Source organism: Caballeronia sp. (assembly GCF_049581465.1).
In the GTDB taxonomy this organism is placed as follows: Bacteria; Pseudomonadota; Gammaproteobacteria; order Burkholderiales; family Burkholderiaceae; genus Caballeronia.
This window is the reverse complement of the sequence record NZ_JBAUSA010001081.1, coordinates 1-22,239: the sequence shown is the minus strand read 5'-3', so window position 1 is coordinate 22,239 and position 22,239 is coordinate 1. Positions and strand designations below refer to the sequence as shown.

Genomic DNA, 22,239 nt, shown 5'->3' with positions numbered 1-22,239 from the left:
GCACGTACACCGTGTCGCCGTTCGCGACAATGATGTCGTCATCCGGCTCAGTGCCCGTCAGGAGCGACGGCAGATCAACTATCCGGTGAAACGGTTTGTCGTCGCGAACGCCAGAGATCACCGCCTTGTCGCCTCCCGCCCCATCAACCGTCGCCGCATTGGCTGCGTTTATCACGCCACCCGCCGCGGCCAGCACATCGGACAGCCGCATGCTCGTCGTCTCCAGTGGGATGCGCCCCGGCCGGTTGACCTGGCCGAGCACGGAAACCTGATTGCCACGTACTTGCAGCAGCGTGATGCTCACCTGCGGGTGTTTCGCGATTTCGTGCCGGTCGAGTTGCTTCGCGATTTCATCGGCGGCGTCGCCGAGCGTCAGTCCGCCTATCTTGACTTTGCCGATGTTCGGATAGCTCATCTCACCGCTTTCGCCCACGCGAGTCTCCAGTGTGAGATCGGGGATCTGAAAGACGGTGATCCGTATCGCGTCACCCCCGCCGAGACGGTAGTCGGACTGCGGCAACTCCGACGAACTCACGCCCGGTGCCACTGCATCGGGTGCGCTGCCCGGAGTTGCAGTCGCAGCGCCGGCAAGGAGCGGCAGTGCAATCCCAATGACGATGGCGGCTTGTTTCCAGCTGGCAAATGGTTTCATGTTCTATTCGACCTCCCTAGCATTCTCATCAGCTTGTCAAAACGTGAAGCTGCCCGTCACGCCAACTACCGTGCCGCTATACCCATAGGTACTCGTATTCGAAATGCGCTTGCGCCATTGACCGTACAAGCTCAACGCGACGCTTCTAAGCGGCTTGTATTCGAGTTTCAGCGACGCGTTGAAAACCTTGTCCGCGCGCAATTCAGGGGTCGGCTGGATGGGCTGCCTGAAGCTGTCGTAGCCAGCTTCGAATACGCCGCTCACGCTGAGTTTGGACGTCGCATGCCAGACCGGGGTGAAACGTAAGATGTTGGTCAGGTAGTAGCTGCTCGTGTCTTCTTCGTAGTCGATCAGATCGTGCACGTACGAGAGCGTCATCTCGGTCTTCCCGGTCGGCGTCCAGTCCAGGCTGACGCTGCCGATGGGTCCCTGGAAGTCGCGCTGCGCGAAATTACCCGAGCGCCGGTCCGAATAGCCGACCAGCGCCTGCATCGTCGTATGGCCCGACAGCTGGTAGTCAGCGACCAGTCGTACTCGACGCAGCGTGTAGTGATTGTCCAGCAGCCCGTCAAGCTGCGCGTCGCGATCAAAGTTGCCCACCGCGTCGCGGAACACCAAGGAAAGATCGTTGCCCGACGAAGCGACATACTTCACACCTAGTTCGCCGCTGTTCTCCACAAACGAGCCAACCTGGGTGAACGCGTCCGGATTGTCGAGCGAATACCTGGCCACACCGCCGACCAGATGCCAGTGGGTGGTGCCGATCATGTCGAACGTGAAGTGCTCTTCGTTCGCCGTCTCAAGATTGCGTACTGAGTACTCCTGGAAATCCGCGTAGTCGCCGAGTTGCTCCTGACGCGACGCGCCGATTGTTCCGCTTAGCCGTGGCGCGAGCTGCCATTGCCAGTCGGCGACATAATTTAACGCGCTGAAATCGAGGTAGTGGAAGTCCTGGAACGATTGATGACTAGCGCTCAGATCCACCTTGAAATGCTGCAGCGATACGGTCTTGTCGAACACCAGGTCCGCCTGCTCCGTATAGACGAACGTCCCCCCCGACGATCTGCCTATCAGCGCGGCCGTGTCGGCGTCCGGTGGAAGATCAAAAATATTGCTGTCGTATTTCATATCCAGCTTCGTCGTCACATTGAGTACGTCACTGAGTTGTCCGTACGCGACCTGCATGCTGCCGGCAAGCAAGGCCATGGTAAGGCCGGCACGGACCCCGCGCCCGCACTGCCCCGTGTACGTTTCCTTATCACCTCGCAACCGGGCTTTCGCCTTCGGGCACGGGCTATTTCGTTTTTTAGGCTTCACGTTTGAACCCGTGTTTTGTCATTGCCTGAGCCCGTGGGCAGCCATGCTCTTGCGCCTCTTTGCCTCCCTCTCGTCACACGGTGCAATGCGCCAGCGCTCGCATTGCCGATCCCCTGATCCGCCCAACCCCATGGGCCCCCGCATCTATCGACGTGCCGCCTCAACGCTCCGGTTCGCTTGTATCTGGCTGCGAGACTCTGCCCGCCCGGCGATCTGATTCACGACCATTGAGCGCATGATCGAGCGCCTGCGCAGACGCACGCCAGGCGAAGATCGAATTCGCGAGCAGATAACGTTTCCACAAGCGCTTTGGATCCTGAAAGAGCCGGCAAAGCCACTCGAAGCCCGAATTGCGCACCCACATCGGCGGGCGGCGTACGTTGCCAGCGTGATAGTCGAAAGCCGCGCCGACACCCAACATAACGGAATGCACGCGGGTTTGATGTGCGGTTATCCACAGTTCTTGCTTAGGACATCCAAGACTCACGAAACAGACCCGCGCACCGGATGCGTTGATCGTCTCGACGATTGCATCGTCTTCCTCCTGTGTCAGCGGCCGGTAGGGCGGCGACATCATGCCGGCGATCTGCAGCTCGGGAAACGAGCCCTTCAGGCGGCTTGCCAGCGTGTCGAGCGTAGCTTGCCGATTGCCATACAGATAGACCGATGCGCCAATCTGATTGGCACGCTGGCAGTATTGCCACATGAAGTCGGGCCCGCTGATCCGCTTCTGGCGTCGATGCCCGAGCAGACGCAGCATCCATGCGACGGGTGCACCGTCCGGCAAGACCAGATCGGCGTCGGCATACGCTTTGGCCAGATCGGCGCGCACAGATGCAGTGACAAGCGCATGGACATTGCAAAAACAGATTGTCCGGGGTGTGGGAGAGTTAGCCCACCCACTGGCGATATCCAGACACTCGCCCAATGAGAGCGAATCGACAAATGTGTCGAGAATCGGTGATCCACTTCGATTTCGTCTAATGTAACGCACAGAGGTCTCCATCCGGTCGAGCGCACGGAATTTGAATATGTATTTTGTGTATTGATCTAATTAAAATTCAAATACCCAGACCAATAGAATCGAAGCAAACGTTTTCCAGTAAAATATTTTTTGATACTAGCTTGTGCAGTACAACACCCGTCTTTCCGCAAAAGGCGAAATCCGGTTTTGAGGCGTTCAAGAACAACCAACTCATTGGAACCCATACAGGGCGTACTCTACCGTTGCGATTATGCTCGAAAGTTGCGGTAGAGAAGAAATCTTGCAGAATAAAAAAGCAAAAAATAATCTAGTTTTATTACCTATTAAACATATCATATGGAATTAAAGTGGCGGCAGAAAACTAAACCAAGTCCCGATCATACTGAGCATTTACCCGTAGTCATCTTTTAGTATGTCCAGATAAACAACCGACTGATAAAAGTCAGTAGAAGCAAGGACAAATATTTCCACAAAGTTACTGTGTCTTCTGCTTCTTTCGTGGCATGATCGCTTCCGTCGGATATACCGACGTCCGCTGACGCGATAATCATTTTTCGATTAATCAGCTTTAAAGCAGGATTCTGCGCGGCTTTCAAGACGTTCTGGCTGCCCGAAAAACGATAGAACAATCCGCGGTCGTAGAACGGTTCAACCACCGTAGGGGGAAGCGCGCATGCAGCGGCTGACTGGGCAACCGAGGGCTCGATATGCTCACGCGTTGACATCGCGATTCCGATCCGCTGCCTGCGCCGTCGTCTTCGGCTTCCTCGTGACCGTTGGTTCTCCTGTGCATGCAAAGGAACTGCGGGTCACGCCGCAAGGCACGGTTACCGTGACGGATCAGGCAGCTGTGTATTCAACTATCTCGGCTGCCATGGGCGTGCTCGAGCCCGGCGATCACCTGGTCATCTCGCCCGGTGTGTACCGGGAGACCCTGCGCTTCCCGAATCGAAACTGGACAAACTCGAAGCGTACCGTCATCGAGGGACAAGGCGCAGTGGAGATACGAGGTGGTGACATCGTGAACGGGTGGATCGCCGCCGCAAACGGCTCGTTCTATGTCAGCTGGCCGAGCGAGCCGGCTCAGGTCGTTCTGGATCAGGTGTCATTGCAGCAGATCGGCGGGACCGTATTCGACGGCTTCCCAACCGCAATCAAAAGCGAGTGGACGGGATTGCTGGCCGATACCGGCGGAATCTGGCCCGGCCGCATGGCGGGTAACGCATCGCACATGGCGCCGGGCACCTTCATCTTCGACGCCGCCGCACACAGGCTCTATGTGCGCCCCCCATCCGGTGAACTCGCGGGACATGTCGTAGAAGTCAGTTCACGCACATATAGCGCCTTTGGCCTGGGGCTCGCCGACGTGACGTTAAAGAACCTGGCATTCAGGTACGGCAATACGTCAGTCGAGAGCCGCGCGGCGCTCGTGACGCTGTCTGGTCAGCGGATCGTGCTCGATCATGTCTCCGTCAGTCGGGCGGACAGCGTCGGCATCGAACTGGATGGCGACGACAACGTGATGCGCGACGTGAGCGCCGATCACTGCGGTCAATTAGGCATCAAGGCACGCGGTCGACGGGCGTTGATTGAACATTCGACAGCCAGTTTTAACAACACGCGCGGCTTCAACAAATGGTGGGAGGCCGGTGGTGCAAAGTTTGTCGGCGACGGTGGACTCCGCGATTCCGTTGTTGCGCATTTCACGGCGATTGGCAATCAGGGCGACGGCATCTGGTTCGACTGGGACAATCGTGCCAACCGGATACAAAACAGCGTGGCCGAGTACAACACGGGATTCGGCATCCAGTATGAAGCCAGTTCAGGGGCAACCATCGTTAATAACGTGGTGATCGGCAATGGGCAACGCGGCATCTATTTGCCACACAGTTCCGCGTCGCTAGTGGCATGGAATCTTGTCGCATCGAACCGCTTGCAGGGAATCGTGATCATCGACGAAGGGCGTGTCGACCCGACCAACTCGGTCGACCTCCGGGCGCACGGCGATCACGTCTTTGCCAATGTTCTCGCCTGGAATGGCGCGGCACTCGTATTGCCGTTGAAACTGGCCGACAACACGTCGAACGACAATGTCTTTGTCGACAATTCGCCAGACGTGCAATGGATGCTCGGCTGGAATGTTTTCGGCGAAACGTCGCTGCTGGACTGGAACCGTTACACCAGGCAGGACAGCCGTTCAACGCGCATTCTCGCGGCGATCGACCCGAGCTTCCTGGCGTCGGTCACCAAACAGGAACAGATCCCCGACCTTGCGTGGTACAGAAGGCTGCGCGCGCGACTTGCGCCCGTTTCGAGCGAGTCCGCAGTGACAATGAGAGCGACCGCAAGCGAGCCGTCCGATGGCCTGCCGGGCCCGATCCAGTAACGAGGTGCAGCACGCTTTAAGTCATTGCGGGCGCACCAACAGACGATAAAAGGTGTGCCTCCTGTCCCGCGACCCGTCGCGCGGTGCGGTACGGTGCGTTGATATAACAAGAGGAGACCCGCATGGGAAGGCTTGACGCTCAAACGTTCGGCGACCGGTTGCTAGCTGCGGAGTCGCGCGCGAGCGGTTTCGACTATATGCGCATCGCGCTCGCACTCCTCGTACTGGTATTCAACGCTGCCACGATCCTCTACGGTCAAGGCTTTGCCGACCAGATGTGGAAAGGACCGCTCCACCCGTGCATAGCGATTGTCGGCCCAATGTTCTTTTCGCTGAGCGGGTTCTTGATCGCGGGCAGCCTCAATCGATGCAATAGCATCGTCGAGTTCATCGGCTTGAGAATCCTTAGACTCGTGCCCGCATTGCTTGTCGCGGTGCTTCTGATCGCGCTCCTTCTTGGTCCGATATTCACCACGCTTCATCTGGGCATGTATTTCACCGACCTGCGGGTCTATGAATATCTGCTCAACCTGTTCGGCGCGCTTCACCTGGAATTGCCTGGCGTGTTCGCGACGAACTCGTTCGCGGGCGTAGTCAACATGCAGTTGTGGGTCCTGCCGCGGGAAGTCAAATGCTATGTGCTCGTCGCCCTGGTGTCGATGATCGGCGTCAGCAGGCCTTCGCGCCAACTGATGATGTTTTTTGTTCTGCTGCACATCATTGCGGCGGCTTACTTTCTTTCAGTCAATACCCATATACACGACGCGCCCACGTCGTTCAGCGGCTACCTGCTGCTCCTGTGCTTTGTGGATGGCGTCGCCATGTATGTATTCCGGCAGTCGATTGCCAGCAGTGCGCTCCTCTTTGCCGGCGCGGCGGCTCTGTCGCTCGTTCTCCTTACCGTACCCTCCGGCACGTGGTTTGCGTCGGTGCCCGTGACCTACGTGACCGTCTACCTCGGCCTCCGGAATCCGCGCCGGTCCCGTGTCCTGCTGAGCGGTGACTACTCTTATGGCGTCTTCCTCTATGGGTTTCCAGTGCAGCAGGCGGTCGTCGCGGCGATGCCCTCGTTCGGGCATTTCTATCTGAGTGTTGCGATCGGACTGACGTGCACGCTGGCTTTCGCAGTGGCATCGTGGTGGCTCGTCGAGCGGCCGATGCAGGGGTTGCGCCCGCTGATCGGCCGCATCGGTGACGACGCACTCGCGGTAAAGGAAGCGCTGCGTTTGCGTTGCATCGACTGGGTGCGCCGCGCGCTGTCAAATGAATAGCGACGGGTCGAGCGGCATCAGCCGCAAGCTGTCGGCAACATTGCTTATCTCGCTGAAGGACGGATGACCTGAGTACCATGAAGAATCTGACGCGGATGTTGAAGGAACCCGGATCGCTGGCGTTGGCCGACCAGTGCGTCCTGTCCGGCACCAATTTCCTGACGCTCCTTTTCGTGAGCCGCCAGGTGAGCGCGGATCAATTTGGCCGCTTCAGCCTTGCAGCTTTGGGTTTGCTTTTCCTGGCCAACGCGCATCGCGCGATCGTGACCCAGCAGCTCAATCTGCTCGGCGCGAGTGAGGACGCGAGTGGTCTAAGCACGCGAATCGCGACGTTGTTGCGCGCACATGCCGTGATCATTCCCGTTTCAATTGCGATTCTTGGCGCGCTGTGCGTCCGCTTTTTCCCAGACCTGCGGCTGTTCGTCGGCGCGTCATGCTATCTGGCCTTTTTCATGTTGCAGGAAACGCTGCGGCGCTACTGGTATACGGTCGGACGGATCGATCGTGCATTTGCCAACGATCTGATCACCTATGGCGGACGACTGGCCATATTGTTCTCGATCAGCTTTTTCACGGTGGTCAGCGGCTCTACGGTCTTTCTGATCATGGCGGCGACTTCATTGATCGCGTTCATCGCAGGACTGCCTGTCGTCGATATAGCCCGCACAGTCACGATGGCGCGCATCCGGGAGGTCGTCGCACAACACGCGACGACGAGCGGCTGGCTGGTCCTGACCGTGCTTGCCATGTGGGGCGCCACACAGTTGTATCCGTTTCTTATCGAGCCTCTCGGGCCCACGGCTATCGCATTGTTCGTCGCGAGCCGCAACCTACTGAACGCGATAGGCATAGCGGTGCAGAGCGCGGGCAACTATTTGCCGACGCGCGCCGCGAAATTGCTGCACGAACAAGGGCCTGCCGGATTCCGCCGGCACTTGCTGCAGACCCTTGCGAACGCAACTATCGTCAGTATCGTCTTCATCCTGCCCATGCTTGTCTTCGCCACGCCCATTCTCGAAGTTATGTACGCGGGCCGCTATAACGACGCAGCGCCAGTGCTGAGAATGCTCTCAATAGGGATCTTTTTTGCGCTGGTCGGTACGGTTCTTGGCGCCTATGCGCTCGCCTTGCAGGATGCCCGGTCGAATTTCCTGTCGAACCTGGGTGCAACTGCGTTCACGTTCACGGGCGGACTCTGGCTGATTCATGCCTATGGACTATCGGGCGCCGCCGTCGGCGGGTGCCTGAGCGTTGCGATCGCAACCGTGCTGCAAGGCGCTTTCGTCTGGAGCGGGATCAGGCGGCTTGAGGAGGCAGACCGTGGCCACGGGACAACCATGTCGCCGCGGACCGGCTCCGATAGCCCCATCCGCGTTCAGCCGGAATGTTCAATCCGCACCGGAGCCGATGCATGAACACATCGATCGCGCTTGACAGCCAAATTGCCGAGCGTGCGCTGCATGGCAGACCGCTCAGGATATTGGTCGCCCATAACGCGTATCAGTGGCGAGGCGGTGAGGACGCGGTACGCGACGCGGAAGTCACCTTGCTGCGTGAAGCGGGCCATCAGGTCGAGACGCTAGATCGCGACAACGACGAGATCGAACAGATGAGTAAGCTGACAGCCGCCCGCGAGACGCTGTGGTCTTCCCGGACGACGGCGGTTCTGCGCAGCCGCATTCAGGACTTCAGTCCCGATGTCATTCACGTTCACAACAGTTTTCCGCTGCTGTCTCCGTCGCTCTATTGGGAAGCCGCGCGCGGGCGCGTTCCGGTCGTCCAGACGCTGCACAATTTCCGCCTGCTTTGTCCGCAGGCCATGTTTCTGCGCGAGGACCGCATCTGCGAGGATTGTCTCGGCAAGCTGCCCTGGCGCGGCGTTGTCCGGCGCTGCTACCGCAATTCCATAACCCAGACAGCTGTAGTCGCGGCCATGCTGACCGGGCACCGCATGGTCGGCAGTTATACGCACAAGGTCACTCGCTACATCGCACTGAACCAGTTCTCCCGCAGCAAGTTCATCGAAGGCGGGTTCCCCGCGGATCGGATCTCGATCAAACCGAATTTCGTCACGATCGACGACATCGATGAAGGCAGCCGCGAAGGCGGACTCTTCGTCGGCCGGCTGTCGCGTGAGAAAGGCATTGGCGTACTAATCGATGCGCTGTCACGATTACCGCAAACGTCGATCGACCTGATTGGCGATGGCCCCATGCGGGCCGAGGTGACAGGACGTCCCCACCTTCGCGCGCTGGGACCGCTCGGCAAATCCGACGTACTCGACGCTATGCGCCGTGCTTCTTTCCTGATCGTACCCAGCGTGTGGCATGAGGTTATGCCGCTGACCGTGCTCGAAGCACTCGCTTGCAGGCTGCCAGTGATAGCTAGCCGCTCGGGCGCGCTGGCGGAGCTGATCGAAGACGGGCGTACCGGCTTGCTGGTCGAACAGGGCAACGCGGGAGATCTCGCCGAAAAGATAGCGTGGGCCCAGCAGCACCCCGAATCGATGCGCAAGATGGGCGCGAATGCACGCGCCGAGTATGAGCAGAAGTACACGCCGCATCGCAATCTGGAACGTTTGACGTCAATCTATCATGATGCAATTGCGGGCACGGATCTGGGCAGATAGACGCATGCAGAGGCAGCCAAATGACAAAACTTCAGTAAGACTGTTGGTTTCATGCATTCAGGGGAAAGCATGAACAAGGGCAATATTTCATCGGCACCCGGCGTCGTTCGAATTCGGCAGCACGCTGTTCTCGACAAGGCCGCTTCGGCGGGATCAGGAATGCGTTCCGTTGTCACCGACGATCGCGCCCGGATGCGTCCGCCCACGGAAGCATCGGCCAGCGACACGTATGATGGCGGGCAACGTCGACCTTCGGTCAGGACGATGCAGAACAGTGCAATTTCGGTGGCTCCCCGCGAGCCACTTGAGGTTCGCGCTCAAACGCTGGCCGCCGGTGCCGTGACGTCGTGCGCGCGATCGGTTTTTCACGAACCATGGTGGCTAGACATTGCAACAGACGGAAACTGGCAGATGGCGAAAGTCGCCCGCGGCGGCGAAATCGTCGGTGAGCTGCCGTATTGGCTCAGGCGCCGCGGCATATTCCGGCTGTCGGATATGCCACCGCTCACGAGGACGTTAGGACCGGCGCTCAAACCGGTCGACGGCGATCCTCATAAGACGCTGATTCACCGCCTCGAAATCACAAGCGAGCTGATCGAGCAGCTTCCCGCCCTGGACAGTTTCTACCAGATCTGCGATCCTCGCACGGTAGACGGGCTGGCATTCGGCCTGAGCGGCTATACGATCACGACACGCTATACGTTTCAGTTCGACGGCGACGGTAACATCGATGAGATCTGGAAAGGCCTGCGCGGGAAGACGCGCAACCTCATTCGCACTGCTCAGAAGTGTTTTCGCGTCAAGCCCATCGAAACGCCCGATGAATTCGGCCGATTCTACGAATCCAATCTCACCAGGCGCGGCCGTTCGAACGTTTATGGGACAGATGTCATGCAGCGTCTCGTCACTGCATTCGTCGAGCGCCAGTCGGGCTATCTGCTCGGCGCCTACGCGCCCGACGGCCAACTTGTGGCCGCGATAGCCATCGCCTGCGATCGCTTTTCGGCCTATTTTCTGCTGTCGTCGCGGCTGCCCGACTCGCATAGCGGGTCGATCAGTCTGCTCGTGTGGGCGGCAATTGAAGACGCGATGCGGTGCGGACTGACATTCGATTTCGACGGCATACCCAGCCCCGCCACCTTTCGTTTCCTGACGGGTTTCAATGCGTCCCTCAGGCAACGTCTCGCCGTTGAACGCTCGACGGTCGTCTGTTCGGTGGCGCGCGCATTCCGCCGCACGATGCTGGCGCAGCGCCGAGGTCCGTTCATGCCGACCATCTAGAATCCAGCAACGATCAGCATACGGACCGAACGCAATCGCTTCACATCCCAATCGTTCAGGACGCCGAAAATTCTCAAGGAGCCAGGCCACCCTGAGCGAGGTTCCGGTAGCCCTGCACGCTTTGCCAGATTACGACGAGTTGCTCGTCTTCGCTGCCGTAGCCGAGTTCAGCACGATCGTAGCGAAAGGTTCGCTCGAAGCAACGGGCGAGGGCAGGCGATGCGTCGAGCACGTCGGCACAGTTCGGCAGATTGTAGACGATGAAAAGATGTTCGATCTCGCGCTGAGCGAGCCCAGTTTCGATACGGCGCAACAACGCTGAAAGCGGCGCTGCGCCGAACGGGTTGAACAGAAAGATGACGAGCCTGGGAGGGAACAGGCTCACGTCAATGGCGTCGGCCTCGATCACGCGGATCGGTTTCCTGTCGGGAAAGCGACGCGCCAAAATTTCGGCGTTCCGATTTGCTATTGCGACCAGCGGCGCGCTGATGTCGTAGCCGAGAATAGCCTCGAACGGAAACTCGGTAGCGACAATCAGTGGCCGGCCCTTCCCGCAACCGATATCGATAAACGTGTAGCCGCGGAGATCTCCGAGCACCTGCAACGCGCGTCGCACGATGCTGGGCTGCGAGCCCATGTAGGGAAAATGCTCGCTGCCGCGCGCTTCGAATTCGTCGCGCCGATCGACGACAATTATGCCGCTCGTGTCCGTCCCGAGTTGCTGGTCGATCGGATGTGCCCGAAAACAGCCTGTATAGACGGCCCGTAATAATGGAATTCGATCGACCACCCGCCGGACCCTTGGGTCGAACATGGCATCCTGCACGCTGTCTGGAAGATTGGCGACGGCCGCGACTAATGCCGGTTTAACCTTTCGTTTGATCTCGCTTATCGACCAGGGCGCCTTCGCTTTCATCATGGGTTGTGTCCGTCCACATCAGTGAGGGTGGCGCGCGAGATGAGCGCCGCCTTCATTATGCGCATGCGCACCACCACGCAATCGCCAAACGTCCGCACGATGCGGACACCGCTAGATTTTCGAACGTCGCCGGCGTGCTCGATAGCGGTCGATCTGCTATTGCCGCGCGTTCGCGCCTAACTGGTCGAGCAATGGAACAAGACGCCCAGCCTCGATATCCCGCTTCGCGATGAGGTCAAACAGGAAAGCGATGCCAAGACCTGCGACCGCCGCCTGCCTGACCATAGACGCGATCCGCTCCACGTTCAGGCGCTGCCCCGTGATGAGCGTGTCGATGCCGCTCTCGCCGCCGCGCTTCGCTTCGAAGCTGAACAGATTACCCGATTGAAGTCGCATGGCTCGACCTCACGTCAACTTTCACCTCACACGCCCAAGACCGTCGAGAAAGCGTCTGGAGCAACTCGCTGATCGCCGGATGGATACGCCCCTTCACGTTTGTACGCGCTGGATGGTTCCTGCGACCGCTCGAACAGCAAGCAAGTACCCGTCAACACCCAGTCCGCATATCACGCCGCGTGCCGCCAGCGAGATTAACGAATGTCGATACTGTTCGTCTCGCTGATGGATGTTGGTGATGTGCACCTCGATCACCGGCTGGCTGATCAGCTTGACTGCATCCAGCACCGGTATCGATGCAAACGAGAACCCCGCTGGATTGATGACGACGGCCGCATTCTTTTCAAAGGCTTCCTGCAGCCAGTCGACCATCACTCCTTCGTGGTTCGTTTGACGGAAGTCGCATTCGAGACCGAGCTCGGCCGCGAGAGCCTCGGTACGGTCTTTCACCTGGGCCAAGGTCGTCGTACCGTACAGGTGCGGCTCTCGCTTGCCAAGCATGTTCAGGTTCGAACCGTTCAGGACATAAACAAGGGGTTTCATCTGCATTGCCTGCGTTTCAGTGAGGAGAGGATCGCGTGGACGCGTGCACCGATGAACCCATGACTTCTCCGGCAGCGTCGACCCGGTTCATGTCAATACCCAGCGTTTCGGGCGCGGTGAGGATCGCAATTAGGGAAATCGCATTGAACACGGCGCACACCGTGACGACGCCCCACGGCGAGCCATTGCAAAGGGCGAAGAGCCAGACCGCAAGAACAGGCATAGGCCCCCCCGCGATCAGATTGGCGCCGGTGTAGGCCAACGCCGAGCCCGAGTAGCGCACATTCGTTGGGAATGCTTCAGCGAACGCAACCGGCTGGATGCCGCTCTGGAATTGGGTGAAACCGAGAAAGAAGCCCATCGCTGCCAGCATGGGTACGAAGCTCTTTGTATCGAGAATCTGAAAGTACACGAACAGCATGAGCAAGGTGGCGATCGAGCCGATCGCAAGCGCTTTCTTGCGGCCGATCCGGTCGCTCAGCATGCCGCCGGCGAGCGCGCCGACAATGGCGCACACGTTCGCGCCCATCAACAGCAGGAAGCCCGTTTGTTTCGGCACGCCCAGCGTTTTCGTGACATAACTTAAGGAGAACACAACAATCAGATAAAATATTGCCGCCGGACCGCAGAAGAACAGCATCCATCGGAGCACCGTTCGCCAGTGGAGGCGCAGCGCATCGCGCAGCGGGCTACCCACGCGGACGACTTCAGTCTTACGGAGCGCGACGAACGCAGGCGTCTCACTGACTCGCAGCCGGATGTAAATGCCTACGATAACGAGAATAAAACTCAGGATGAACGGGATGCGCCAGCCGTACGCGTCGAATGCCTGCGCCGACATCGCCGACGAAAGTGCCAGCAATACGCCGTTAGCCATGATTTGGCTGAGCGGCGAGCACAATCCGAGAAGGCCGGAGTATTTGCCGCGACGATCGGCACTTGCGTGCTCGATCGCCATCAACTGTGCTCCCGTCGATTCGCCACCCAGCGCGAAACCTTGCAGGATGCGAAGCACAACCAACAACAGCGGTGCCCATACACCGATGCTCGCGTAGGTTGGCAGCACGCCCATCAGCATGGAGCAGACACCCATGACAGTGACGGTACCAAGCATCAGGTTGCGCCGCCCCAGTTTGTCGCCAAGGTAACCACAAACGATGGCGCCTAGCGGTCTCGCCGCGAGGCCGACACCGAACGTGGCAAGCGAAGCCAGCAACGCGGACGTGGGATCCATCGATGGGAAAAAAAGCTTGGGCAACACGGTGGCGGCTAGTGCGCCGTATAAGGTGAAATCAAACCATTCGAGTGCGGTTCCAATGGCTGCCGCAGTCACGGCGCGCGTGCGCATCGCCTGCTGCGCGGGTAGGTGCAATTGCTGATCCATGCTGTCTCCGATTCCAAACCTGTGTCGGCGTCACGTCGCGGCGAACTTTGAATTGTCCGCCGTGCGTGGTGCGTCTTTTGTCGTCCGTCTCATGCAATGGGTGCGATAAATCATCTCGCGAGACGGCATACTGCGCAGATTAACAGCGCCGGTGGGATGGTGTTCCAAGGTGGAATTTCATTCCGCATCGTGCAATCATGAATGCAAAATCGAGTGAAAGGAGGCTCTATGCCGGGCGTGACCGAACGAACACTGGCGGTGCTGGAATTTCTTGCGACACAGATGGAAGGAACGCCGCTCGCGCTGATTTCGGATCAACTTGAAATCCCTCGCAGTGCCTGCCATCGCCTGCTCGTCGATCTCAAGCAATGCGGCTATGTGCGACAGCTACGCGAGCATGGCGACTATGTGCTGACCACGAAGCTCGTGGGGTTGGGGCTTAGTTATCTGGCGACCGCCGGCATCATCGACATCGCGCAAACCATGCTCGACCGTCTGGCGGAAACATCCGGAGAATTGGTACGGCTTGCGATAGTCGATGGAGACAGGCTGACGTGGGTCGCCAAGGCGCAGGGCGCGCCGAAGGGGTTGCGGTACGACCCCGACATGGGGATGGACACCGTCCTTTCGTGCAGCGCGACCGGCCATGCCTGGATGATGACGATGACCGACGAACGCGCGCTCGAGTTGGTGACGCGCCAGGGATTCGGCCAACCCAAGCAGTACGGACCCAAGGCGCCGACCACCGTAAAGGCGCTGCTGGGTTTCGTCGATGCCGCTCGCGCCCGTGGCTATGCAACGATCTACGAGGTGTTCGCACCGGGGATGACGGCGATGGCTGCTCCGGTCCAACGACGGGGTTACCCCGCGATAGGGGTCATCAGCATCGCTGGGCCAGCCGTCAGATTGACGGAGAAGCGCATGTCCACCCTCGGTCCTGCGCTTGTGGCGGCTGCAAACGAACTCGCGGCTGCCAGCCTGGCGTCTCCGCTTTTTGGTCAGATGCGCTAGTGTCCAAAGGGCGATCGAATGCGCGGGCTGCTTAAGCTTTCGTGGCCCTATAGATGAACCTGCACTTTGACAGATGATTGACGGGCCGCGCTGGTAAGAGCAAATTCCCCCACGCCATGGGTAATCAGACACGGTTTTCTCGGCCTTGTTATCTACCCGTGACGCGTGAACGGCGGCTTCCGAGGGGCCACTCCTGCAGGTGGACAAGAGGCAGCCGGAGATCTCGTGAGGGATCGTCAAGTATCACAATCGCGAGCCTGCGTTGTCGAGGGCGCCAGATAACGCCGTGACGGCCTACGGCACCCGGCGTCAATTCACATTGGGCGAATCGTATTGGAAATGGAAAAAACGTTCTCGTTGAAATATACGAAGTCACGCTCCATTTCAACATGCCACTTCAAGAAGTTGCGACTGTTCGATTCCCGTGGAAGCATCCAATCATGCAGTTCAATGATCACCAGCGGAAACCTGTTCAATTCCTCGGAGTGGCGTGAAAAGAGATCCGACTCCGCACCTTCGATGTCAATCTTCAGAATGAATGGCGTTCCACTCGATTTCGCTATCACCTGTTCCAGCGTCATTGCCTCAACGGCGTAGGAGCGATCGGTGGGCTGCTCTGCCGTCCGATATCCCCAGGCGCCTACTCCCGGATCATTCAGATAAAGGGTTCCACTGGTTGCCGCAATGGCCGCGTTCAGCGGCACGACGGATGGGAACGAAATCGCGTTACGCTTGAGTAGTTCGTAGTTCGATACGTCGGGCTCGACGGCTAGAACCTTCGCTTTGGGATAGGTGAGCGCAAACCAGACCGCAGCGGCCCCGATGTTGGCCCCGGCGTCGACGATAATCGGATCGGGGCAGGCCCGGTAGAAGTCCACGATCTCTTGCGACCGGCCGAGATGTTCCGTCGCATAGTCTCGTTGAAAGAAAATCTGCGCGCACACCATTCGGTCCGGCGGCGAAGGCCGATAGATGAAGCGCCTTCCTCCGGGAAGCCGCAAACCGTGCAAACCATATCTAACGGTTCCCCAAGCATCGGAAGGCTCATTCTTGGGTCGCAGCAATCGCATGAGCGCTGGGGGTAACATGTCCTTAAGGGTGGACTTTACGATGTCGTGCATGTTGATCCTCCAGGTGGACCCGCCGAGAAAGGTACCCACCCACGATACGCTTGTGCGATTCAGGATGCCAAGCTTGGGCGATGAAAAATTAACACGCACCTAGCCCGAAATCCAGCGTATCAAAAGCAGCGCGGTCCTGCAGATGATATCGAACTGCGCACAGGTATCAGTGTTAGATACCGCACAGACGCACGACACGGTACATGCTCATCACCCGCAAACCGTATCGCAACGTATATTCTCTAGCGCCTGCTTTTAGAGCGGATTTCGTTGCAGCCCACGAGCGTAATCGTACGTCGCGGGCGCGCGAGCTTCGGTTCATTCGACAGCGCTAGTTAGACGTCCACTGTCAGCCGGGTGCTGCCTCAGGCGATGGGATGGGTATACGCAGATTCAACCTAGCCAGGTTGCGATTGGCATAACCGACCCCGAAGCGGTCAGTTGCAAGTCCCCTTAGCAACCATTCACTATCAGTCAGCGGTCAGTTGCCCAGATGATCCAGCGCCTACTTCGGCCCTCGACTGTGGCCAGACAGGGAGCGCCGCGGCATTAGCAGCGGGACACTGGACTTTGGTCCAATGTCCTAACTATTCGATGACTGTTATCAAGGTTGCAGAGACGAGTGAACGTCTGTGTCGAAGCATCCGTCAATGGACGGTTGTGGCCGAACGCGAACCGACGTTGAACCGACGGAATGGCCCGCCATTTACCAGTCCGTGTCCGGCAGAAATCGACCGGCCCAATTCGGCCCTTCGGGCGCGCGCTCCCGAGTTCCAACGGCCGTTTGCAAATCTGCAACTGAGGCGGAAGATCCCTAAGGGGTCGTTTCGTTTGGTAGATGGCTGTTACGGGCGATGCCTTGACTCGATTAGTGGCACTCACCCCTTCGCTCTGACTATACTGTCGCCAGAAAAAGTACAGACAAGAAATAAGAAGCCGAATGAAAACCCGTCCGCGTAGGTAAATTGATGAAAACGAAGCTAAGGGCCGCGAGTGCAGCGGTATTGATCGCAGGCGTGCTTACCGGTTGCGCCGATGTGCCTGACAAGAACACGCCGGAGGCACCGACCTACGGCACATACCCTAACGACTACAAGGCCCTGATCGATGCCTATCAGCAGACCACGCTAAAGGACTCTTCGAGCGCCGTGGTGCAATATCTGAATGAACCATCGTCGGGATGGACGCGAGCCGTGCTCGGTGCGCCTGCTGTGTTCGGTTATCGCGTATGCCTCATAGTCAAGGCGAAAAACAGTTACAGCGGCTCTGCTGGCAACCTGCTCACCGAGGTTTTCATCCGCAATGAAAAGGTCGTGAGTTACCGCGTCGCCGATAATTCGAGCAGTGCGTATGACGCCGCCGTGCAGAGTGCGTGCGACTCGGTCAGCCCCAAATGAAGGTCGTACACGCCTCCTGTTCCGTTCGGTTCGAGCGACGACAATAACGGAGACCACTGTGAGATTGATGGCCATTGTCGCTTTCCTTTTAGCTCTGGTCGCCGCGCCCGTCTTCGCCGCCGATGTCGGCTTCGAGGAGGTCAAGATACCGAATGGTGCTGAGCCGCCGCTCACTGTCGGCATCTGGTATCCGACTAATGCGCCGGCGACGTCACACGCCTTGGCCAATTTCACCCAGACTGTGGCGCCGGACGCTCCGATCGCCGGCAATCGCCTGCCACTCGTGGTGATGTCGCACGGCGGGGCAGGCTGGTACGGCGGCCATTACGACACGGCTATCGCGTTGGCTCAGGCGGGTTTCGTCGCGGCAGCGCTCAGTCACGCCGGTGACACTTTCGATGATCAGAGCGGGGTCCTGCAGCTCTGGCGCCGTCCCGCCCAGCTTCACCGGCTGGTTGACTACATGCTCGACAAGTGGCGTTGGCACGGGCAGTTGGATGCGGCCCGCGTCGGCGCGTTTGGCTTTTCCAATGGCGGCTTCACCGTGCTCGTGGCCGCAGGCGGTATCCCGGACCTTTCGAAAATCGGCCCGTTTTGTGAGACTCAGCCGGATCAAGATCTGTGTGAGGCCCTGCAGCATGCCGGCGTCGACCTCCATTTCGCCGCGCAGGTCCCCGCCGACGCATGGGTCCACGATCCACGCATCAGGGCCGCCGTCATCGCTGCGCCTTCGTTCGGGTTTGCGTTCGGCCGCGCAGGGCTAAGCGGCGTTCGCGCCCCGGTCCAGCTCTGGAGCGCTGCCGATGATCGTCATCAGCCGCATCCCTACTATGACGAGGCGGTGCGCGACGACTTGCCCCGCGCGCCCGAATATCACGTGATTGCCAACGCCGGCCACTACGACTTCCTGCCACCCTGCGATGCGCGTCTTTCCCGGCTGCGGCCGGAAATCTGCAACAGCCTGCCGGACTTCGACCGTGCGGCGTTTCATGAGCACTTCAACGCCGACGTGGTGCAGTTTTTCCGGGCAATGCTGCCGTGACAAACTTCTTCTCCTGCGTGCGCTGGCGCCGCGACTCACCAGATCGTTGACCGTCAAATGGAGACGCCATTTCCACTGGCACGCAATAGGGTTGAAACCGAACGCGCGACTGCGCGCGCGTGAGCGCGGTCTGAGCGATTGATAGTTAATTAATTACGGTCGGCAACCGCAACAGGCAGGGTGAACTGAAAGACCGCGCCACGCCCAAGCGCGCCGGTGACCCATAAACGCCCGCCATGCGACTCGACGATTGAACGGCTGACGCGAAGCCCCATGCCGGTGCCGTGGGACTTGGTTGTAAAGAACGGATCGAAAATCTGTTCCTCGAGCTGCGGCGGAACGCCCATGCCGGTATCACTGACAGACACAAGAATCTGCCCGTTTTCGGCCCGCTGCGACCTGATGACCATCTCTCGGATTCCATCAACATCCTTCATCGCTTCGATGCTGTTGACGATCAGGTTCATCGCGACTTGTTGCAATTGCACGCGGTCTCCGTCAATCTGGGGGAGACCGGCTGCCAGTTCTATGCGGACCGATATGTCGTATCGCGCTGCCTCGTCGCGCAGGAGGCCCGCGGTTTCCCGCACAATCTCGCTTACCTCGACGACCTCCCGACTCGGGGCGCCTTTCTCGACCTGTGTGCGAATCCTGCCGACAATCTGGGCAGCGCGGTGTCCGTCTCGCACCATATTGGCGGCAGCCGCGCGCGCTTCATCGAGAGCCGGCTTGTCGCGATGAAGCCATCGCAAGCAGGCGTTTGCGTAGGCGATAGCAGCCGTAATCGGTTGATTGATTTCATGAGCCAGGGAAGCCGTGAGCTCGCCCATGGTCGTCGCCCGGCTAATGCGTGCGAGATCGGCTTGCGCTTGACGTAGCGCGTCTTCGGCACGCTTCTGCTCGTCAATGTCGGTAGTGGTACCAACGAATTTCAGAACCTTTCCTTCAGCATCACGCAAGACCACAGCTTGTTGGAGATGCCAGTGATAGGTTCCGTCCTGAGCGCGCAGGGAGCGGGTTTCTATTGCGAATCCTTGTCCCGAGCGCACCCCGCCCCAAAAGGCCTTCGATGCCGCTTCGCGGTCCTCGGGGTGGACTGCGGTCATCCAGGCCTCCGGATCCGACCGGACGAACTCGAGAGTCTGACCGGAGTAGTCAAGCCAAAATTGATTCACGAAGTCCGGCGTCCCGTCAGGCCTGAGTGTCCAGGCGGATACAGGAAGTCGCTGCAGCAGTCCGGCCTGGAGTTGCAGATCCGAATAGAGGTGTGCATTCTCCAGTGAAATAGCGGTTTGCGACGCCAGTAATTGCAGCACCGCAACGCGGTCCGGCGTGAAGGCGCCCGGAGTCAGATTGTTCTCCAGATAGAGCGCGCCGACCAATTTCGCTTGCTTGACGATTGGCAGGCATAGGATGGATTTGGAGCGTCTCTGCCGCACATATTCGTCCTGTGAAAAGACCTCGTCGGAAGACGCATCGTCGAGGAGCACGCGCTGCTGTGTCCGGATCGCGTAATGCAGCACGGATTGAGGCAGATCCGACGGAGTGATCGCCGCGCGGCGAGCCGCAACCTCGATCTTGCGCCGGCCGGTGAAGGCCTCCGCTTCGATTCGCGGCTCACCGTCCGGAATCAGGATCAACAACCCCCGCTCGGCTCCCGCATTCTGTAAAGCAATCGTCATTAGCCGCTCGATCAGGCGCGGCAGGAGCATTTCTCCCGACAGGGTCTGCGACGCCTTCACCAACGCGGCGACGTCGATCGGCTGATCCGGTGATGGGGGCGCCCTGCTCCCGCCACGCGCATCCGTCACAGCCAGCCCCGGACGGCGCGCGTCAAGTTGTCTTACCTTGCCGTCGGCGCCCCAGCGGTCATAACAATTCCGCGCGTGGCGGAGATAGGCGTCGGCGACTGTCTCGAAGCCGCGCGCCGCGTAGAAGCGCGCGGCGACCTCGTTAGCGAGCGCTTCGTTGTGGATGAACCCATTCGCTTGCGCGGAATGGATGGCGTCTTCGTAAAGCTGTTCAGCGTCCAGCGCGCGGCCTTCGATGCGGGCAATTTCCGCGCCCACCAGTGCTAAGCGATTCTCGAAGTTCTCGGGGCAATGTTCAGCCCATATTTCGAGTTGTTTGTAGTGGGCTTTGAGAGCATCTAAATGCTCCTCCCGTTGGCCTGTCGTTGCAGGATCGCAGCACGCTGCACGGGCGAGCGCGCCGTAGAACTCATACTCGGCCACCTCGAAACTTGGCGAAATCAAAAGCAGCGGCCGGGTCTTCAATGAGGCGTCAACAGCTGAAGCAAACTCGCCTGCATGAAAGAACGCTTGCAGTTTTCGGATCCAGTACCAGGATCGGACCATCGCTGGGTGGCTATCCAGATCACGCACGAACTCTATTTCGTCGAACTTTGCATGCTCAAAGGAGCCGAATTTTGTCGTCAAGCCCCTGAGTGTTCGGATGAGCCCGAGCTGGGGACTCGTCATGTCAACGACGATGCCGAACTTCGCCTTCTGCGCGAAGGCAAGGCTATCCTCAGCTTCCTTTTGCAGATCGTCGAGCGAGCCTCCCGCCGCGATGAGCAGGCTGTTCAGACAGAGATGACTGTACGCAGCAAATGTGAGGTCGCCTATCGTTGTTGCTGCGTCGAGCGCCTGACGCATCACGCTACAGCAAGCCAGGAGATGTTTCATCCATGGCATGGTGCAATATGCAAATGTTTGACACGTAGCCGCCTGGAAGCGTTTCAAGCCACGCCTTTCAATCAGGTCGTAGCCGAGCTGAGCAAATCGAAATGCACTCTTGTAATCACCGAACCTATGCCCCGCTATGATGCTAAAGTCAACGTAGCTCCTGCACGAGCCGTCGTTGTTACCCTGCTTGATGCTGAGACTAACGGCTCGGCAAATGACCAGGGCATAAAGATTCCTATCCGCGAACCATGCGGGAATCGACACCTTTGTCAGAACATCCAGAGTCGCGATAGACGCAAGGTCGCTCATCAGGGGGAAGTCAATAATCTCCTCGATCAGGCGACTCCCGAGTTGTGGCCAGATTCGCTCGTATTCGCCTCGTACTTGTTCCTCTGTAGGATGAAGTGGCCAGTCAATGCCGACACGGCGCATGTAGTCGAGGCAAATGGAGACTGCGAGGTCGACCTGACCGAGCGTCATATAAATATCCATGCCCAAGCATGTGGCGGACGCCGATTCGATGGTGCCTGCGGCGCGCGATCGAAGTATTTCCAAACGCTCTGCAGCGATGGCTACCGCCCCAGTCAGGAACTCGCATTCGGCCTTCTGCAATTCCATCTGGAAGACAAGATCGTGGTGGCTCGCCCAACAGTCATTCGTCAAAAGTGCTGCGCCAGCGATGGAATAATGAAGGGCTGAGGCGTAGGCAGTAGAAGCCTTAGCTCGCTTGCTGGCGACAAGGTTGAGTTCGGCCAACTGGAAGCGCTCATTTTCCGAAGTGATGAGTTCGGCTCCGCGGTTAAACTGGTTGACGATCTCGAATATTGTCTCCTCACGCCTTTCGGGCCGACTGTGGGCGTTGAGCCGTCTCCCAATTCGTAGATGAGCCTCGGCGCGCGCCTCGTGCGCAAGAAGGGAATAGGCCGCTTCCTGTATGCGGTCATGCACAAACCGATAGGACTCGTCCGCGCGGACAATCAGCTCCAGGTAGAGAGCTTCCCGCAGTTCCGTTTCGGTCTCTTGTTCGGACCTTTCAAGAACAGCAGAAAGTGTTGCGGCTTCGGCGCTGTTTCCAATGCAGGCAAGCTGTTGGAGTGCTCTTTGGGTCGCAACCGGAAGCCTGTTGAGCTTCGCGACCATCAGGTCCACGACATTGTCGGTATAGCCCTTAGTATGAATAGCATCTAGATCCCAGCGCCACTGGGCACTTCCATGCTC

General features: G+C 58.8%; 17 protein-coding genes and 1 pseudogene. 8 read left to right on the top strand and 10 right to left on the bottom strand.

Features of this window, described 5'->3' with window-relative positions; translation table 11 throughout:
- The 4 genes from WCA53_RS26490 to WCA53_RS26475 form a co-directional block, all read right to left on the bottom strand.
- Positions 1–652 (bottom strand): polysaccharide biosynthesis/export family protein (locus WCA53_RS26490; protein ID WP_423917557.1); only part of this gene is annotated, 652 nt, incomplete at its 3' end.
- 36 nt (positions 653–688) lie between these two features.
- Positions 689–1,858: an XrtB/PEP-CTERM-associated polysaccharide biosynthesis outer membrane protein EpsL gene (epsL, locus tag WCA53_RS26485; RefSeq protein ID WP_423917555.1), complete on the bottom strand. Its 1,170-nt coding sequence runs from the start codon at positions 1,856–1,858 to the stop codon at positions 689–691.
- Between the two features lie 271 nt (positions 1,859–2,129).
- Positions 2,130–2,963: a WecB/TagA/CpsF family glycosyltransferase gene (locus WCA53_RS26480; protein ID WP_423917551.1), complete on the bottom strand. Its 834-nt coding sequence runs from the start codon at positions 2,961–2,963 to the stop codon at positions 2,130–2,132.
- A gap of 398 nt (positions 2,964–3,361) precedes the next feature.
- On the bottom strand, positions 3,362–3,679 hold the full coding sequence (locus WCA53_RS26475; RefSeq protein WP_423917548.1) for a hypothetical protein: 318 nt from the start codon (positions 3,677–3,679) through the stop codon (positions 3,362–3,364).
- A 44-nt stretch (positions 3,680–3,723) separates the two neighbouring features.
- On the opposite strand from WCA53_RS26475, the gene WCA53_RS26470 reads away from it, so the two are divergent.
- From WCA53_RS26470 to WCA53_RS26450, 5 genes are all read left to right on the top strand, one after another.
- On the top strand, positions 3,724–5,340 hold the full coding sequence (locus tag WCA53_RS26470; protein WP_423917543.1) for a right-handed parallel beta-helix repeat-containing protein: 1,617 nt from the start codon (positions 3,724–3,726) through the stop codon (positions 5,338–5,340).
- 122 nt (positions 5,341–5,462) lie between these two features.
- Positions 5,463–6,611 carry an acyltransferase family protein gene (locus WCA53_RS26465; RefSeq protein WP_423917540.1) on the top strand — a complete coding sequence of 383 codons (1,149 nt, stop codon included), beginning with the start codon at positions 5,463–5,465 and terminating at the stop codon, positions 6,609–6,611.
- Positions 6,612–6,688: 77 nt separating this feature from the next.
- On the top strand, positions 6,689–8,026 hold the full coding sequence (locus WCA53_RS26460) for a polysaccharide biosynthesis C-terminal domain-containing protein (RefSeq protein ID WP_423917537.1): 1,338 nt from the start codon (positions 6,689–6,691) through the stop codon (positions 8,024–8,026).
- Positions 8,023–9,240 carry a glycosyltransferase family 4 protein gene (locus WCA53_RS26455; RefSeq protein WP_423917534.1) on the top strand — a complete coding sequence of 406 codons (1,218 nt, stop codon included), beginning with the start codon at positions 8,023–8,025 and terminating at the stop codon, positions 9,238–9,240. Before WCA53_RS26460 ends, WCA53_RS26455 begins: the two co-directional genes overlap by 4 nt.
- A 69-nt stretch (positions 9,241–9,309) precedes the next feature.
- Positions 9,310–10,521: a GNAT family N-acetyltransferase gene (locus tag WCA53_RS26450; protein WP_423917531.1), complete on the top strand. Its 1,212-nt coding sequence runs from the start codon at positions 9,310–9,312 to the stop codon at positions 10,519–10,521.
- Positions 10,522–10,594: 73 nt separating this feature from the next.
- Here the strand turns inward: WCA53_RS26450 and WCA53_RS26445 are convergent, their stop codons facing one another.
- The 4 genes and pseudogenes from WCA53_RS26445 to WCA53_RS26430 form a co-directional block, all read right to left on the bottom strand.
- Positions 10,595–11,440 carry a class I SAM-dependent methyltransferase gene (locus WCA53_RS26445; RefSeq protein WP_423917527.1) on the bottom strand — a complete coding sequence of 282 codons (846 nt, stop codon included), beginning with the start codon at positions 11,438–11,440 and terminating at the stop codon, positions 10,595–10,597.
- A gap of 183 nt (positions 11,441–11,623) precedes the next feature.
- Positions 11,624–11,722: pseudogene (locus tag WCA53_RS26440) on the bottom strand (LysR family transcriptional regulator); the annotation flags it as partial.
- A gap of 207 nt (positions 11,723–11,929) precedes the next feature.
- Entirely contained in the window at positions 11,930–12,379 is a 450-nt protein-coding gene (locus WCA53_RS26435; protein WP_423917522.1) for a type II 3-dehydroquinate dehydratase, read from the bottom strand.
- A gap of 16 nt (positions 12,380–12,395) precedes the next feature.
- Positions 12,396–13,763 carry an MFS transporter gene (locus WCA53_RS26430; protein WP_423917517.1) on the bottom strand — a complete coding sequence of 456 codons (1,368 nt, stop codon included), beginning with the start codon at positions 13,761–13,763 and terminating at the stop codon, positions 12,396–12,398.
- 228 nt (positions 13,764–13,991) lie between these two features.
- Here WCA53_RS26430 and WCA53_RS26425 point away from each other — a divergent pair, with 228 nt between their 5' ends.
- Entirely contained in the window at positions 13,992–14,774 is a 783-nt protein-coding gene (locus tag WCA53_RS26425) for an IclR family transcriptional regulator (RefSeq protein WP_423917514.1), read from the top strand.
- Between the two features lie 314 nt (positions 14,775–15,088).
- Here WCA53_RS26425 and WCA53_RS26420 read toward each other — a convergent pair whose 3' ends face one another.
- Positions 15,089–15,895 carry an FkbM family methyltransferase gene (locus tag WCA53_RS26420; protein ID WP_423917511.1) on the bottom strand — a complete coding sequence of 269 codons (807 nt, stop codon included), beginning with the start codon at positions 15,893–15,895 and terminating at the stop codon, positions 15,089–15,091.
- Positions 15,896–16,863: 968 nt separating this feature from the next.
- Between WCA53_RS26420 and WCA53_RS26415 the strand changes: the two genes are divergently transcribed.
- Together WCA53_RS26415 and WCA53_RS26410 are read left to right on the top strand one after the other, a co-directional pair.
- Positions 16,864–17,292 (top strand): hypothetical protein, encoded by a 429-nt coding sequence (locus WCA53_RS26415; RefSeq protein ID WP_423917508.1) that lies wholly within the window; start codon positions 16,864–16,866, stop codon positions 17,290–17,292.
- A gap of 67 nt (positions 17,293–17,359) precedes the next feature.
- Complete coding sequence (locus WCA53_RS26410; protein ID WP_423917503.1) at positions 17,360–18,334, top strand: alpha/beta hydrolase family protein; 975 nt, start codon at positions 17,360–17,362, stop codon at positions 18,332–18,334.
- Between the two features lie 149 nt (positions 18,335–18,483).
- Here WCA53_RS26410 and WCA53_RS26405 read toward each other — a convergent pair whose 3' ends face one another.
- Entirely contained in the window at positions 18,484–22,161 is a 3,678-nt protein-coding gene (locus WCA53_RS26405; protein ID WP_423917560.1) for a trifunctional serine/threonine-protein kinase/ATP-binding protein/sensor histidine kinase, read from the bottom strand.
- Between the last annotated feature and the right edge of the window lie 78 nt (positions 22,162–22,239).